Below are 16,740 nucleotides of genomic sequence, written 5' to 3' on the forward strand. Positions count from 1 at the left end.
GAAGTAACTAAAACTAGAAGCTAATCATAGTTCAGAGGAGTCTTGGTTATGCCGGATTGGTCTTATCAGACCTTGTTTCGTCCTATATTATTCCGACTGCCTTCGCGAATTAGCCGTTCTATTACACTTCAAGCAATGGGGCGCATTAGCAAAATACCTGGCGGTTCATTCGTTATTCGAACGTTAGGTCATATGGAACAATCTCCATTGCTCGAACGCAAACTTGGTGGACTTTCCTTAACATCTCCGATAGGTCTGTCTGGTGGAGTTGATCTTGAGGGGACGGCGCACCGAGCGCTTGCACAATTTGGGTTTGGTTTTATCGAGATTGGACCTGTTACAACCGAAGCGATTCGAAATCATGATCCGATTGACAACAATGTAAAAGATGAACGAATCAATTACCCTTCTTACTTTGAAAATGAAGGTTTGACTGCGGTAGCTGAGCGACTAAAACGTCCTCGTCACAAGCTGCCGCAGCTTGTTCGTCTTGCACCATTGCCGGGAGCAACTCCGCATGAAGCGATAGAACAGCTCGAAAGTATGATTCAAAAGCTAAGCGCTTCAGGAGCCGCTGGATTCTATTTAGATGTTGCTTCGGGATCTCGTTCTTGGGAGGATATAGAGCTAATTTACGCGGAAATTCCTCAAATGATTAAGCAGGCGATCGATCTACCTTTTTTCCTCTATGTCCCACTCGAACTTTCAGAAGATAGATTAGCAGAGCTGCTTAAAAGACCAGAAACAACATTATTAAAGGGTGCGGTAATTGGTGAAGCAGCTTTTACTTGTCCTTCCCGGGTTGGAAGTGTAGTAGGTGAGGGGGCGAGCCCATCCCAAGATCAAAGCTTTGAAGAGGCTCAAACCTTCCCAGTTTTCGTAGGTAAAGAAGGTCTGGAACTAGCGCTAAGGAAGACCGCTTTTGTGAAGGGAATGTGTGGTGCTTCGTTTATCGTCAAAGCTGGTGCAGGTGTACATGAGCCTTATGATGCTTTGTTATTGCAAGAGGCAGGGGCTGATCTCGTTATTTTGCACAGTGGACTTGTTTACTCGGGTCCAGGGCTTCCTAAGCGGATTAATGAAGCGATTATTTACGAGACAGTGAGGCATGAAGAAGCGCCCAGTTTGCCATCTTTTTGGAGTAATTGGGGCTGGATGTGCTTGCTCGGGATAGGCATGATTATAGGCGGATTATTGGCTTGGTGGATAGGAGAAACTACTGTCCTTCTTCCTTATGATCTTAGTTTTCTAGGAATGACGATAGATGAAATTCATAACGTGAATCATCACTTGATTCATTTTATGTCACATGATCGAATAACACTCGCAGGAACGATGATTTCAATAGGTATTCTCTATTATCAACTTGCAAGATACGGTCAGCGTTTAGGTCAACATTGGGCGAAGACTGCGCTAATGACTTCTGGAATTGTTGGATTTTCAGGTTTTTTTCTGTATTTAGGTTATGGTTACTTCGATCCGCTTCATGCGATGGTGTCTGCTATCCTTTTGCCGATGTTTATTTTGTCACTAAGGCGGAACGATGATCGGCCAAATCGTAAACCTGTTAACCTTCATAATGACAAAGCCTGGCGTCTTGCTATGTGGGGGCAACTTTGTTTCGTCGTATTAGGTTTTGCTCTTACAATTGGTGGAATCGTAATTGCAGGAGTTGGTATTACAAATGTATTTGTGAAGGCTGATTTGGCTTTTTTGAATACTACGCGAGATATATTAAACGCAGTAAATCCGAAACTAATGTCTCTTATTGCTCATGATCGAGCAGGTTTCGGAGGCGCATTACTCTGTAATGCATTAGCGATTCTTATTATCGCATTATGGGGTATAGGTCAAGGTGAGCGCTGGCTTTGGTGGACGCTTCTGGTAGGCGGCGCTCCGGGCTTTTATGCGGGATTTAGTGTGCATTATGGTATCGGTTATACAGATTTCATTCATTTGTCGCCTGCCATATTTGCTTTATTTCTATATTTCGCAGGACTTATTTTACTTTACCCTTATATGATGAGTAAGCCTAAGACGGCCAAAACGATGAGATAAAACTAGATATTGCACCACTTATCTTCCATAAAACAGCCCTTTTTTATGCGCCTATATGACATTTGTCATATAGGCGCATTGACGTTTATGACTATTAGAGAAGATTTGATTTCCTTACAATGAATATAGTGAAAGCTGGAGGAAATAATTTAATCCATGTGATAAGCGATATTCCAAGGAGGAAGTCAGCATGACAGAGCCTAAGCAGGCCCACTTAAAGAAAAGTGTTGCCCCATTTGAAAAATCCGAACTAAAAGTAAGTATTAGGCAAATATTTAATACGCTCGTTCCGTTGTTTGTACTCTGGTATGCGGCTTATTACAGCTTGTCTATTTCTTACTGGCTGACCCTTGCTATTTGTGTATTAACATCTGGATTTGTCATTCGAGCATTCATCATATTCCATGACTGTTGCCATGGCTCTTTCTTCAAAAGTAAAAAAGCAAACGACATAATGGGGATTATAACGGGTGTCTTGACGTTAGTTCCTTATCAACAATGGAAAAATTCACATGCGATTCACCATGCTACAAGCAGTAACTTGGACAAGCGCGGAATAGGCGATATGTGGGTGTTGACCGTAGAAGAATTTGCGGCAGCATCATGGAAGACAAGGCTTTATTACCGTATTTACCGTCATCCATTAGTGATGTTCGGCATTGGTCCTATCGCAGTGTTCGCGATTCAATACCGCTTTAATCGTAAAGATGCACGTCGTAAAGAGCGTTTAAATACTTACTTAATGAATGTATTGATTGTTGCTGTGTATGCACTAATGTGCTTTGCTATTGGCTGGAAAGCATTCCTTTTGATTCAAGGACCAGTTTTCTACATTTCAGCGATGCTTGGAATATGGCTCTTCTACGTACAGCATCAATTTGAAGATTCTTATTTCGAAAATGAAGATGAGTGGAGTTATGTGAAAGCAGCTGTTGACGGAAGCTCCTATTATAAACTGCCGAAGCTGTTGCAATGGCTGACAGGCAATATCGGTTTCCATCATGTACATCATTTAAGTCCAAAAGTTCCGAATTATTATTTGGAAGATGCGCATGAATCTACTCCACCGTTGCAAAAAGCAACAACGATAACGATTCGCCAAAGTTTGGCATCACTTAAATTCCGTTTATGGGATGAAGAAAATAAGCAATTTGTTAGCTTCAAAGCAGTGAAACAACGGCTAAATAAGCTTAGGGAACAAGCTGCATTATCAAAAAGAGATCCTCTAAAAGCTAGCTAAATTCACGATAAGCGATCAACTCGCACATACGGGTTTTTAGTTAAGGATTATAGCAGGCGGCCAAGGTTGGTCGCCTGTTCTGTTTTGGTGAATCATTGCGCACGATATCGTTTATGCTAAAATATAAACAAACAAGTTATGGATGGTTTGTCGTTTCAGCATTACGACGAAAGGCTGCGTTAAGCAGAGGCTGCCACGGCACAGCAGAGGGATGGTCTTCCAATGAACAAATGGTATCAAATTTTCCATCGTAATACGGGTCTCAGTCCTTATGTATGGGTCGTATTTTGTATACTGCCTTTTTACTTTATTTTTCGATCATCATCTACACCTGAGGTTGTATCTGGCATCGTAATGATCGTATTATTTTTCGTTTGTTATCGATTGTCCTTTGTATCGAAGGGTTGGCTCATCTATTTTTGGACCAGCGTACAAATAGTGATCTCTATAGCGATGACGGTAAACTTCAGTTACGTCTACTTCTCCATATTTCTAGCCTTTTTTATCGGCAACATTCAGAGCAGGGCTGGATTCTTTACGTTATATGCCATTCATTTAACGAGTACATTTGTTACCGTAAACTATGGCTTTGCTACAAAAAACGAACTTTTTTTCACGCAGTTTCCGTTCATTTTGATCAGTCTTATCGTCGTTATTCTATTGCCGTTTAACACCTATAACCAAAAGAAGCAAGGAGAGCTTGAAGATCAACTTGAGGATGCTAACAAGCGAATTTCTGAGCTTGTAAAGTTGGAGGAACGGCAGCGGATTGCTCGTGATTTGCATGATACGATAGGTCAGAAGCTTTCATTAATCGGTTTGAAAAGTGATCTTGCAAGTAAGCTCATTCATAAAAATCCAGATAAAGCGCAATCGGAAATATTAGATGTACAGCAGACAGCTAGGACAGCCCTTAAGGAAGTTCGTGAGATGGTGACGAATATGCGGGGCATACGTCTAGATGATGAGATGCATCGTGTCGTACAAATTTTGGGAGTAGCTGAGATGGAGCTTACGATTGAAGGTGACCCGAAGCTAACCAATACTACGCTGCTTACGGAGAACGTGCTCAGTATGTGTTTAAAGGAAGCAGTAACGAATGTCGTCAGACATAGCAGAGCGAAAAAATGTTGTATTGCGATCAGCTCTACTTCATCTGAGCTTACTTTGTCTGTTCGTGATGATGGAGTCGGGATGAACGTAAGCCCTGGCTACTATCGGGGAAATGGCCTGCGCGGAATGAAGGAACGACTTGAATTTGTTAATGGCAGCTTGGAAATATTATCTGAATCGGGAACGGAAATGATTATTAAAGTGCCCCATGTCGTTATGAAACCAGTAAAGGAGATGAGCGAATGATTTCTATAGTCATTGCGGAAGATCAACGGATGCTGCTAGGCGCGCTTGCTTCGCTTCTGGATTTAGAAGAGGACATGAAAGTCGTCGGAAGAGCTAGCAACGGGGAAGAAGTTATAAAGCTTGTGCAGCAGCATAAGCCGGACGTTTGTATTATGGACATTGAGATGCCAGCCAAAAGCGGCTTAGAGGCAGCGGAGGAAGTTAAGGGTCAATGCAAAGTCATCATTCTGACGACATTTGCAAGGGCGGGCTACTTCGAACGTGCGTTAAAAGCAGGAGTAAGCGGCTATTTGCTGAAAGATAGTCCAAGTGAAGAGCTTGCTAGCTCTATACGCAGCATTATGAATGGACGCAAAATTTATGCCTCAGAGCTTATGGATGAAGCGTATGGAGGCGGGCATGACAATCCTCTTACGGAAAGAGAGAAGGAAGTGCTTGGACTCGTAGCAGATGGGAAAAATACGAAAGAAATAGCAAATGAGTTATTTCTGACGACAGGTACGGTTCGCAATTATATCTCAGTTATTCTAGATAAGTTAGACGTGAGTAACCGAATAGAAGCAATAACAAGATTTAAGGAGAAAGGCTGGTTTAAGTGACCAGCCTTTTTTTGTTGTCTATTGGGCTGGACGTGTGTGGATTTGTGAGTTGGAAGCTTATGCTAGCGGTAGCCCGCCAGAAGGGCTCTAACCCGAAAAAATCGGGTTATCCGCCCCCGCGTCCCATCGGAAGGACATGATCCTGTATGAATAGGTATGGAGTAGTCCTTAGTTATTCATCTTAATATTGTGCGTAGTCTTATAACGAACTGTTTCGTTCTTATCTTGCCAAAAACCTCGTTTCATTTTTTCTAACGAATCCTACCAGCGTTATATCCTCATATAAAGCAGAAATTACGCTATTTTTCTTGAATTAAGGATTCTATAGTTCGTTACAAGTCAAAGTTACTCCAATTTGATTAAATAAGAGTTTGTAGGTTCGTTAGCGGTTTATCTGGTCAAATTGAATTTCATAATTTCCAGTAATCCTGTAAGTCAGCTAGCTTGTAACTAATTAGGGCGCAGGTGACTACTGGTAAGAGCATCAGTAACAGTAACTTTGAATCATTTTTATATATTCAACAGAAGGTAAAAAAGGAATCGAAGAAGCACTTGAATACCTTCAAGTGAAAGGTGATGAGTTGTTAGCACAAGAGCCAGTAACCGATAAGAAGTAATCGAAAAGGCGTTTGGATTGGTCAAGACTAGACTCATCCGAACGCTTCTTTTTCATTAAATGGTGAAATGCTATGCGATGTATTTGTATTTTACGTACATTGAAATAATTATTATAGCGAGACAATGTTAAATAGTTACTGAACAAATGTATCTTTCCATGGAAATTGTAAACAAAATGTAACTTGTTATAAAAAAATAACGTTTATCATATGGAACATAATGGATTCATAAAAGTTAACAATAATGGGAAGGAAGACTGACATGAACAAATGGTTTAAAAAAGCCGCACCTATCATTTTAGCAGTATCCTTGTTAACTGGCTGTAGTTTTGGAGGAGACAAAGAAAACAAAACAAAAGAACAGTCTACACTAAAAATTATGTATTACGACGAAAGCAGTTTTTATCAAGAGTATGGCATGTTGTTTAGTGCACTTCATCCTGAAGTAGATATACAAGTTGTAAAGACACCAGACCTATACAGAGGCGGCAATGAAGGGGAAGAAATAGATAGGGAAAAGGTGATGAAGGAATTTATTGAGAAAGAAAAGCCCGATCTTCTGAGGTTGAATCTTCAAGAATATGAGAAGAAGGCCGAAGAAGGTACTTTGTATGATATAGAAACGTACATGACAAAGGATAAATTCAATACCGAAGGACTAGTACCGGGTATGATTGATCATATGAAGGAGCTTGGCGGCGGTAAATTGTACGGAATGCCATCAGCAATTAGCGGTCAAGTTTTGTACTATAATAAAGCACTATTCGATGAATATGGCGTTGCCTATCCAACTGACCAAATGAGCTGGGATGAGGTGATCCAGTTGGCAAGACAATTCCCAACAGAAGGGGAGCCAGCAGACCGCGTCTATGGTTTAAAGGTTGGTTATAGCGGATCTTTGCACGATTTTAGTACGATGCTCGCTGAGTCTCAAGGATTAAAATATATGGATACAAAAACGAAAAAAATGACAATAAACAATCCTGGCTGGGCAAGTTCGGTGAAAACCGCTTTGGATGCGATCAAATCGAAGGCTCTTTACGTGGAAGATCCAAATAGCAACATGAATGGTGGATCTTATGAGGATTACTTGCTTAACAACCCCTTTATCAGTGGACAACTTGCTATGACGCTTGAAGGTAATCATTTGGTGAATCAAATCATGGAAGCTAGCAAATTCATTAAGGAAGAAGGGGTAGTTGTTAAAGATTGGGATATGGTTACATTCCCAGTAAGCACACAATTCCCAGACGAAAGCAACAATGTTTGGTACAGCAACATATTTAGTATTGCTAAAGATTCACCGAACGCTGATGCTGCATGGAAATTCATTTCTTATATTTCTAGTGAAGAATATGCTCGTGTAAAAGCTAAGATGGACAGCTATGAAGGGTTTCCAATTCATACTAAGTATATAAAAGATGATGAAGGCCGTAACTTTGCAGCATTTTATAAGCTTAAGCCATCAAGAAACAATCAGTATAGAGATTATGATAAGTTGCCGCCTCAATTCGATTCGGCGTTCTATGACATCATGAACCAAGAGCTTAGAGCTGTTGAGGAAGGAAAAAAAGAAATTGAAGAGGTTCTGGAATATCTTCAAGTGAAAGGTGATGAGCTATTAGCTCAAGAACCCGTGACTGATAAGAAATAATAGGAAACAAGAAATATTTTCATTAGATTTAAAGCTATTTAAGTAGTTCATTATACTTATAAAGGAAATGGATTGTTAAATAGCCCTACAATGTTTATGGATTTCTTTATAAACTATTAAATAAGATGTAACTTTATCTTAAGAAATAACGTTTAACATATGGAACATACTGGATTTATAGAGATAATATTAGTGGAGAGGAAGTCTATTATGCAGAAATGGCTAAAGAAAGCTGCTCCGATTGTGTTAGCGGTATCCTTGTTAACTGGCTGTAGCTTTGGAGGAGACAAAGAAGGTAAGGCGAAAGAACAATCAACATTAAAAGTTATGTATTATGATGAAAGCAGTTTTTTCCGTGAGTATGGTATGTTGTTTAGTGCGATCTATCCTGAAGTAGACATTCAAGTTGTGGAGACGTCAAGTCTATACAGAAGCGGTAATGAAGGTGAAGAAGTAGATAGGGAGAAATTACAACAGGAGTTTATTGAAAAAGAAAAACCGGATCTTCTGATGTTGGACATTAAAGATTATGAAAAGATGGCTGAAGAAGGTAAATTGTATGATCTAGACACTTATGTAGTAAAGGATAAATTTAATACTGAAGGATTAATACCTGGTATGGTCGATTATATGAAGGAGCTTGGCGGTGGTCAATTGTATGGCATGCCATCTTCTGTTAGCAGTCAAGTATTGTATTACAACAAAGCACTATTCGATAAATATGGGGTCCCACATCCAACGGATCAAATGAACTGGGCTGATGTGATTGGACTTGCGAGACAATTCCCAACCGATGGAGAGCCAGCGGACCGTGTCTATGGTTTGAAGGTTGGCTATAGCGGAGCATTAAGCGATTTTAGTACGATGCTTGCTGATTCTGAAGGACTAAAATATGTAGATCCAAAAACGAAAAAAATGACAATTAATACACCAGGCTGGGCAACTTCAGTACAAACTGCTTTGGATGCGATTAAATCAAAGGCACTTTACTTTGAAGATCCAAATAACAGTATGAACGGTGGATCTTATGAAGATTATTTATTGAAAAACCCATTCATTAGTGGCAGGTTGGCTATGACGATTGATGGTACTTATTTCATGAATGAAATTAAGGAAGCAACTAACTACATTAAGGAAGAAGGAGCTGTCGTTAAAGATTGGGACATGGTTACAGTACCTGTAAGTGCACAATTGCCAGACGAGAGCAGCAGCGCTTATTACAGTAGCATATTTAGTATAGCGAAGGATTCTCCTAATGCAGATGCAGCATGGAAGTTTATCTCGTATATTTCTAGCGAAGAATATGCTCGTGTGAAAGCGAAGATGATCGATTATAGTGGGTTGCCAATTCATACAAAGTATATTAAAGATGATGAAGGTCGTAACTTTGCAGCATTTTACAAACTTAAGCCATCAAGAAACAATCAATATTCAGACTTTGACAAATTGCCACCTCAATTCGGAATGATGTTCCACGACATCATGAACAAAGAGTTTAAAGAAATTCAAGATGGCAAAAAAGAAATTGAAGAATCACTTGAATATCTTCAGGTGAAAGGTGATGAGCTATTAGCTCAAGAGCCAATGACCGATAAAGAAATGAATGAAATGATGCAGAAGCAAATGGAAGAATCTCAAAATTAAATGGAGTAAAGAGGTAAAGTAAAAGTAGTATTGGAGGGGCGTTTTGATTGGTTAATGGATAACTAGTCGAAACGCTCTTTTTAGAATACTTTTGGACTATTTTGGATAATTTTGAATGATTCTTTCATTTTACTGCAACATTTCTGTAATAAAAAGCGTAAGTGATATGGAACATATTGGAATGAAAATGAAAATATACAAAGAGAGGGTGTTCTTATGAAAAAATGGTTTAAAAAAGCTGCCCCGATCGTATTGGTAGCATCGATGCTTGTTGGTTGTAGTTTCGGTGGGGACAAAGATGCAAAAAAGAATGAAACCGCTACGTTAAAAGTTATGTTTCATGATGAAAGCAGCTTTTTCCGTCAGTATGGTATGTTGTTTAGTGCACTTCATCCAAACGTAGAAATAGAAGTTGTTTCAACTCAAAGCCTTTATAATAGAGGTGGTGAAGGCGAAAAAGATTTTGATCCAGTAAAAGCAAAACAAGAATTTCTTGAAAAAGAAAAACCAGACCTTATTATGTTGGATCTAAATGAATATGAAACGATGGCTGCAGATGGAAAACTTTATGATTTAGAAACGTTAATGACAAGGGATAAATTTAAAACTGAAGGTATCGTACCAGGCATGATGGATTATATGAAGGAGCTTGGGGGAGGCAAAGTATATGCAATGCCAACTTCTGTAAGCAGCGAAGTTATGTTTTATAACAAATCTCTATTTGATAAGTATAATATTGAATATCCAACCGATCAAATGAACTGGTCTGAAGTGCTTCAATTGGCTAAACAGTTCCCTACTGATGGTGATGCTAAAGATCGAGTTTATGGTCTAAATCTTGGTTACAATGGAGATTTAAATGGCTTTAGTACGATGCTTGCAGGCGCAGAGGGCTTAAAATATGTAAATCCAACTACAAAAGTAATGACAATAAATACACCTGGTTGGGAAAGTGCGGTACAAACTGCGCTTGATGCAATGAAGTCGAAAGCGATATATGTACGGGACGAGAGTAACGAAATGATGAATAACTCTTATGAAGACTACTTACTTAGTAATCCGTTTACGAGTGGCAGAGTCGCTATGAATATTAACGGAAGTTATTATATTGATGAGCTGAAGAATGCGAAAGAATACGTAAAAGAGGAAGGGAAAGTCGTTGAAAATTGGGACATGGTTACGGTACCGGTAAGTGCACAATTGCCGAATGAGAGCAGTAACGCTTGGTACGGCAGTATATTCGGTATTGCTAAAGATTCACCAAATGCTGATGCAGCCTGGAAGTTTATTTCCTATATTTCTAGCGAAGAATACGCACGTGTTAGCTCCAAGACGATGGATTATAACGGTTTACCGATTCATACAAAGTACGTTAAAGATGATGAAGGACGCAACTATGCAGCTTTTTACAAGCTTAAACCATCTAAAAATGATTATGCAGAATATCAAAAGCTGCCTAAACAATTTAACGAACAGTTCTACGGTTTAATGAGTACAGAGTTAAAAGAAGTTCAAGATGGCAAGAAGGAAATTAAAGAAGCGCTTGATTTTCTCCAAGTTAAAGGTGAAGAACTGCTAGCTACACAAGATCCGAAGGAAGAAGAAGCGGCTACAGGAGAGGCGACAACAGGAGAAGCAACAACAGAGGAAGCGACCCCTTCAGCTACAACTGAAACTAAGACTGAATAGAGTGTAAAGTGGTAAAGGGAGTTTTGATGGTCAACTGTTGACCACTCAAAACTCCCTTTTTTATTTTTGTAAATAATCCATAAAAAGCTGTAGTCGTGTCGTAATAGAGCCTGGTACTAACTCATGTCCATAGTAACGATAAACAGCAATATCCTTTTCACACGTAAGGTGGTTAAAGGCGGCAAAGACAGTAGATGGTGGTGTAATCGTATCAATAAGGCCGATGGTTAGCCACGTGTAGCAACTAATTTGTGATGCTAGGTTCATCATGTCAAAATAGCTTAAAGTCTCGATCGCTTTCGTCTCAATTTCTGGCTTTCCTGAGTAGCGGCGGAAATATTCGTTCAGCTCATTGTAGGGCAAACTTGGCGAAATATCTATTGCCCTCTGGAAGTTTGAGAGGAAAGGATGATCGGCTACTACGAGCTTTGGTATGCTCGAAAAAGCAGCTGCAGCTAGCGCAAGAGCACCACCTTGGCTTCCCCCTGTAATCGCAATACGGCTTACATCAACTTCAGGTATTGCTGCTAATACATCAATGGCACGAACGGCATCCATGTAGACAGCGCGGTAGTAGTATTCGTCCTTGTCTTGAATACCTTTAGTCATCCATCCTGTTACATGGCCGTTAGAAGAGACAATATTGTCCGCACTTTCACCATATTGTCCACGACAATACATTTTGAGTACGGCGTATCCTTTAAGTGCGAGATTGACCGTTTCATGAATGTCACCGTCGATGCACCAATTATAACCGTGGTAAGAAACGATGCCAGGCAAAGGCACCTCTGAGTCAGGAAGAGCTAGTAATGCTTCAATGTTCGAATGGTGAAAGCCTTTATAAACGATTCGGTATACTTTTATACCCTTAGAAGGGTATTGAATTTCGGTACGATCGTAGCTGAGCGGTACTTCAGCTAGTTTCGCTAAGGTCGTTTCCCAGAAAGAATCGAAATCATTTTGTTTTGTTAAAACGGGTTTATACGTTTGAAGCTGATCAAGTGGAAAATCATAGGGTTGAGCCATTTAGAGTACCCTCCTTTAAATGTATTAACTTTAAATTATTATATCAAAGATGAGTAGATGCTTTCTCAAAAAAGATGCACAAGGCATAGGTCCTTGTGCATGTAAGTGTTCTATTGTGTCGTGTAGAGTAACGGCACTTCATATGTTATTCTCCCGAATGATCTTTAGTCTACTAGGGGAGAGCAGGATAAGTTAACGTTCCACGTTCATTCAAGCTATTGAGGTCATTTGCCCTCAGCTGAGCCTCGGATAAAGTATATAACGTATCTCCAGCATACAGTATTCGTTTGACTGACTTCGTATAATCAAAGCCGTATTGACCACTTTTTTTCATATCTTCTTCCGTTAAGTGGCTAATACGTCCGCGTAACTTAAATCCACTCTTCAAATCGATTTTATATACATAGGCACCTTGATAAGTGAATTGTCCATAGGACGATAAGATATCTCCCTTAGTCCCATTTTCACTGGTTTTAATTTCATGAAGCTGAACAGGGAAAGCCATAAGTCCCTTTTCTTTAGAAAATAGGAGAGCTTTATGATCCTGTAACAATTCAGAATGTGTTCCTCGATCTCCAATGACTTCTTTAAACTTTTCTTTTGGATAATTGACATCCGTGACATCAAATAGGGCAATCTTTAATCCTTGTGTAATGGCAATTGATTCATCTTGACCGGTTCCTTTGGAAGGGATTTCTACGGTATCTTGACCAAACCCGATCAGATGATTGTCATCATAGGGATGTAGGTAATCACTATAACCAGGTATTTTCAGTTGCCCGAGTACAGTTGGCTTTGTTGGCTTGCTTAGATCGATAGCGAATAAAGGATCTACGTTTCGGAATGTAACCATATAAGCTCGTTTTCCCATAAAACGAGCAGAATAGATACGTTCGCCTGGAGCCAGCCCTTCCAGTTTCCCAACTGTTGCGAGGCTTTCATCGAGTACATAAATATTATTTGTGGAGCCTTGCTCACCCGTGGCCCACATATTGCCTTTCGTAAGTGCTACTCGGAAGTATCCTTCATGCTCATCCATAGAAAACTGATTCAAGAGCTGTCCAGGCACAGTTCCCGCACCAACGTAAACGACTTGGCCTTGGTCTAAACGGAATTTGTGAAATTGTGTTTCTTGTTCATAAGAGGTGCCTTTTTCTTTATAGTGCGACTGAGCGATATAAAGATGTTTTTCTGAAGCGTACATTGTTTCTCCAGCACCAAGAAAGGCTGATAGTTGCAATTGTTGCTTTGATTCATTTAGATCAACGGAGCCTACGATCATCATCGAGCTGTTAGTAGGTTCAGGGAAATAACGAATCTGATTCAGTGGCAAAGTAAGTTGCTTTTTAGAAGTAGCAGAGTCTCTATAGATCGGTTCGAACGCATTTGCTACGTCTGGATCATCGCTGCTTGCTACAATATCGTAGCCTTGGTAAATGTAATTGTGTTTATTAGTCACGATATATAAGGAACTGTCGATCTTCCGAGAGGACAAATAACTGCCTTCTTGTTCGAGCTGGCGGGTTAACTTTGGTTCACCAGTCTTGTTTAGTTCGTAAATGAATGTTTTCACAATACTTTTAGTTTGATAGGGCGGCCATATTCCAATCATCGCGTTTTTAGAATTTTCGACTGGGACGCTAACATTAGTTGAAATATTTTCGCTTATAGCAGGTTCTTCTATCGGCTGATCGTGTGTCGTATATGAAGTGTAAATATTTTCTTGACCGATAACTACAAGTTGCTTTTCGTCAACATACAACTCAAGCGGTGTGAAGTTATCTTTTGCCGTATATTCTAGTTGTGCACTTAGTTTAGGAGAGTGAGGATTAGATATATCGGTAATAAAAATGCGCGTGCCGCTAATTTGATAAATGTACCGTCCGTCTGTTTTGGCCCAGTCTGCTTCATCTACCCCATCAACTTGAACATTAGTTTTCGAATAATCATCCTTTTTAGTCGTATTTGGAGCAGGTGAAGTAGGTTCCGCTGATATTGAATTTTCTTTATTTGCTAGCGCGCTATCGATTCCTGTTAATGCTCCTTTAGCATATAAATCCGAACTAGATTGTTTAAGAAGCTCTATCAACTTCTCAGTAGAATCGACTGTAGGTAGTTTTTTTGGTTCTTGAATCGTAACGGTACGTGTAACTCCATTCCAATATACGATTGTGCCTAACGCTTCAGAGATCTCTCTTAATGGAACCATCAATACTCTTTTTACTATTCGGGGAGCAGTATGGAGTGTGATCTGTTTTTCGTTTACTTTCATCAGTTTCGAACCGATAGTTAACTCGGCTTCACGCTCGTTACGGATGATCCGAACAGTTTGAGTACCTTTCGTGGATTCTAAGTAGGTTACCTCAGCATGTAGTGCTTTTGTTATTTCCCCAAGAGGAACAAGTATTGTCCCGCTCTCTGCAATAGGTGCGGTTGTAAGTGGTAGAGTAGCTCCTTCGATTTTAATCGTAATGTTTGCTTGAGCTTGAACGTGAGTTGAATGTTCTACTGTTCCATTTAAGGTCGGTAATACACATAGGGCCATCGTTAAGACGACAGCTACAATCGTTTTTATCTTCATTAAACAGGGCTCCTTTGCTAAAATTTATTATTTTGCAACCAATCGGTGGATGTAGTAAGTGGATAAGGCGGGTATAACTGTTTAAACGCTTATGATATGGAAATTGTTTCATACAATAGGAATGAAAATTTTATGAAAAAGAAAAAGTGTATTACTCAAATTGTAAAAGAAGGGCTTGACGAAATATTCGCTTGGTTATATGGTTAATTATATAAGTAATGAACCGAAGAAGTGAAGAGGTGATCACATGTTTGATGATCGAAGTCCCATTTATCAGCAAATTGCCGATGGGATAAAAGAGGATATCGTAAGCGGCACACTTAAAGAAGAGGATCAAGTGATGTCGACCAATCAATACGCAGCATTTTATCGTATCAATCCAGCTACAGCGGCGAAAGGTTTTCAGCTTCTAACCGATGAAGGTATTTTGTATAAGAAGAGAGGAATCGGCATGTTTGTAAGTACGGATGCGAGAAGTACGTTACTGAAGCAGCGCAGAGATCGATTTTTTGAGGAAGTTGTTGATCGGATGGTAACAGAGGCAAATAAGATCGGTGTGCCTATTACAGATATTATAAGTCGAATTGAAGAACTGAAGGGGAGGGATGAGGAGTGACATTAGCAATTGAAGTAAAGAATCTAACACTCCGATATGGAAAAACGACAGCGTTAGAGGATGTATCGTTTAAGCTTGCTCCTGGTAAAATATATGGTTTACTCGGCAGGAATGGATCAGGGAAAACCAGTTTATTGTCTGTTCTTGCCTCGTTTCAGTTGCAATCCGATGGGGAAGTAACAATAAGCGGAGAAGCTCCTTTTGAAAGTGAAAAAATAATGCGTCAAGTTTGTTTCATTCAAGAAAGTGGAAATATGCAGGATGGTTATTATGTTCGTGATGCGCTCCGTTTTGGGGCTGATTGCTGGCCAGAATGGGATGCGGAGTTTGCAAACAGACTTATTAATCTTTTTGAACTTCCATTAAATAAACGGATTCAAACGTTATCACGCGGTAAAAGATCTGCACTTGGTGTTACCATTGGACTTGCGAGTCGTGCTCCGGTTACTATTCTTGATGAAGCGTATTTAGGGATGGATGCTCCTTCTAGATATGTCTTTTATGACGAACTGCTTAAAGACTATTTAGAGTATCCACGCACTTTTATTTTATCATCCCATCTCATTGAAGAAGTGGGCACTTTATTTGAGGAAGTGCTAATTTTGGATAAAGGTAAACTTATGCTCCACAATGAAGTGGAAACGTTCAAAGATCGTGGTGTATCTATTACAGGGCAACCGAAAGTAGTCGATGAGTTTACGATAGGCATGTCCGTCATCGGCACGAAGCAGCTTGGGAACACGAAGTCCGTCACGGTTTATGGCGTGTTAAATCAGGAGCAACGTATGGAAGCAGTGAAATCGGGACTAGAGTTAGGAACGGTAACTTTGCAAGATCTATTCGTTCATTTGACGAGCGGAAAGGTGGGGCAATAATGACTAAAAATAAAAGATTGATGCATCCAATCTGGATCGTTGCACATAGGCTGTTTCGAAACTATCGATTACTTCTTTTCGTTTACTCATTAATATTTCTCAGTATTTTTTTACTCATTAATATTTCTTATAGTACGGGTTTAATTTCGAATCCAAGTACAACTATGCCAGAAATATGGGATAGTGTAAGTATATCACCCAATATTTTTCTGCTAGTTCTTGGGATTATGATTACAACATTAACTTTATCTGGCTTTGTTTCAAATGGATTAACAAGAAGACACTTTGTAGCAGGAACAACCTTATTCATGCTTGCTATGTCCCTCGCATTCTCAATTATAATGTTGATAGGATACCCACTTGGTAACTTAACATTGCAAGCGTTTGGCGTACCTTGGGATCTTCAATATCCTCATTTATTAAGTATGATACTGAACAATATATTTATCTTTTTCGGTTATTTTAGTACAGGATGGCTTATAGGTTCTACTTTTTACCGCTTCAACTGGAAAGTTGCGGCGCCACTTGCCCTCATTTCATACATGCCTGCTATAGGTATGGAGTGGATAATTGAAATAGATAACATGCCATACTTTATCAAAATCGTCATTTTAGTAGTCGTATCCGCTTTAATTGTCGCCCTCAATTATGTTATGCTCCGCCGTGTATCAATTAAGCGTAAGCTAGTGTAGTTTCTATAGATATTACCTAAAGGCCTAAGTGGATTCTATCATCCATTTAGGTCTTTTTTGTAAAAATGTTACCAAAGGTAGTTGCTATTC

The 16,740-nt window shown here is 39.6% G+C and carries 12 protein-coding genes; 10 read left to right on the forward strand and 2 right to left on the reverse strand.

What is annotated here, in order from left to right; all coding sequences use genetic code 11:
* Nucleotides 1-48 precede the first annotated feature (48 nt).
* From I6N90_RS19480 to I6N90_RS19510, 7 genes are all read left to right on the forward strand, one after another.
* Complete coding sequence (locus I6N90_RS19480; RefSeq protein ID WP_197937326.1) at nucleotides 49-2,058, forward strand: hypothetical protein; 2,010 nt, start codon at nucleotides 49-51, stop codon at nucleotides 2,056-2,058.
* Between the two features lie 190 nt (nucleotides 2,059-2,248).
* Nucleotides 2,249-3,298 (forward strand): fatty acid desaturase, encoded by a 1,050-nt coding sequence (locus I6N90_RS19485; RefSeq protein ID WP_197937327.1) that lies wholly within the window; start codon nucleotides 2,249-2,251, stop codon nucleotides 3,296-3,298.
* A 222-nt stretch (nucleotides 3,299-3,520) separates the two neighbouring features.
* Nucleotides 3,521-4,657 carry a sensor histidine kinase gene (locus I6N90_RS19490; RefSeq protein ID WP_197937328.1) on the forward strand — a complete coding sequence of 379 codons (1,137 nt, stop codon included), beginning with the start codon at nucleotides 3,521-3,523 and terminating at the stop codon, nucleotides 4,655-4,657.
* On the forward strand, nucleotides 4,654-5,256 hold the full coding sequence (locus I6N90_RS19495) for a response regulator transcription factor (protein WP_197937329.1): 603 nt from the start codon (nucleotides 4,654-4,656) through the stop codon (nucleotides 5,254-5,256). The genes I6N90_RS19490 and I6N90_RS19495 overlap by 4 nt, the downstream gene beginning before the upstream one ends.
* 879 nt (nucleotides 5,257-6,135) lie before the next feature.
* Nucleotides 6,136-7,527: an ABC transporter substrate-binding protein gene (locus I6N90_RS19500; RefSeq protein ID WP_197937330.1), complete on the forward strand. Its 1,392-nt coding sequence runs from the start codon at nucleotides 6,136-6,138 to the stop codon at nucleotides 7,525-7,527.
* 210 nt (nucleotides 7,528-7,737) lie between these two features.
* A complete protein-coding gene (locus tag I6N90_RS19505) occupies nucleotides 7,738-9,171 on the forward strand; it encodes an ABC transporter substrate-binding protein (protein ID WP_197937331.1) in 1,434 nt (477 codons plus the stop codon).
* A gap of 216 nt (nucleotides 9,172-9,387) precedes the next feature.
* Nucleotides 9,388-10,860 (forward strand): extracellular solute-binding protein, encoded by a 1,473-nt coding sequence (locus I6N90_RS19510; RefSeq protein WP_197937332.1) that lies wholly within the window; start codon nucleotides 9,388-9,390, stop codon nucleotides 10,858-10,860.
* 60 nt (nucleotides 10,861-10,920) lie between these two features.
* On the opposite strand, the gene I6N90_RS19515 is transcribed toward I6N90_RS19510, so the two are convergent.
* Entirely contained in the window at nucleotides 10,921-11,886 is a 966-nt protein-coding gene (locus I6N90_RS19515) for an acetylxylan esterase (protein ID WP_197937333.1), read from the reverse strand.
* Between the two features lie 172 nt (nucleotides 11,887-12,058).
* Nucleotides 12,059-14,467 (reverse strand): beta-propeller domain-containing protein, encoded by a 2,409-nt coding sequence (locus I6N90_RS19520; RefSeq protein WP_197937334.1) that lies wholly within the window; start codon nucleotides 14,465-14,467, stop codon nucleotides 12,059-12,061.
* 247 nt (nucleotides 14,468-14,714) lie between these two features.
* Here I6N90_RS19520 and I6N90_RS19525 point away from each other — a divergent pair, with 247 nt between their 5' ends.
* Genes I6N90_RS19525 through I6N90_RS19535 form a run of 3 tightly spaced genes read left to right on the forward strand, consistent with a single transcriptional unit; the run spans nucleotide 14,715 to nucleotide 16,650 of the window.
* On the forward strand, nucleotides 14,715-15,083 hold the full coding sequence (locus tag I6N90_RS19525) for a GntR family transcriptional regulator (RefSeq protein WP_197937335.1): 369 nt from the start codon (nucleotides 14,715-14,717) through the stop codon (nucleotides 15,081-15,083).
* On the forward strand, nucleotides 15,080-15,958 hold the full coding sequence (locus tag I6N90_RS19530; RefSeq protein WP_197937336.1) for an ATP-binding cassette domain-containing protein: 879 nt from the start codon (nucleotides 15,080-15,082) through the stop codon (nucleotides 15,956-15,958). Before I6N90_RS19525 ends, I6N90_RS19530 begins: the two co-directional genes overlap by 4 nt.
* A complete protein-coding gene (locus I6N90_RS19535; RefSeq protein ID WP_197937337.1) occupies nucleotides 15,958-16,650 on the forward strand; it encodes a hypothetical protein in 693 nt (230 codons plus the stop codon). Before I6N90_RS19530 ends, I6N90_RS19535 begins: the two co-directional genes overlap by 1 nt.
* The last annotated feature ends 90 nt before the right edge of the window (nucleotides 16,651-16,740 follow it).

Source organism: Paenibacillus sp. GSMTC-2017 (assembly GCF_016019935.1).
GTDB lineage: Bacteria > Bacillota > Bacilli > Paenibacillales > Paenibacillaceae > Pristimantibacillus.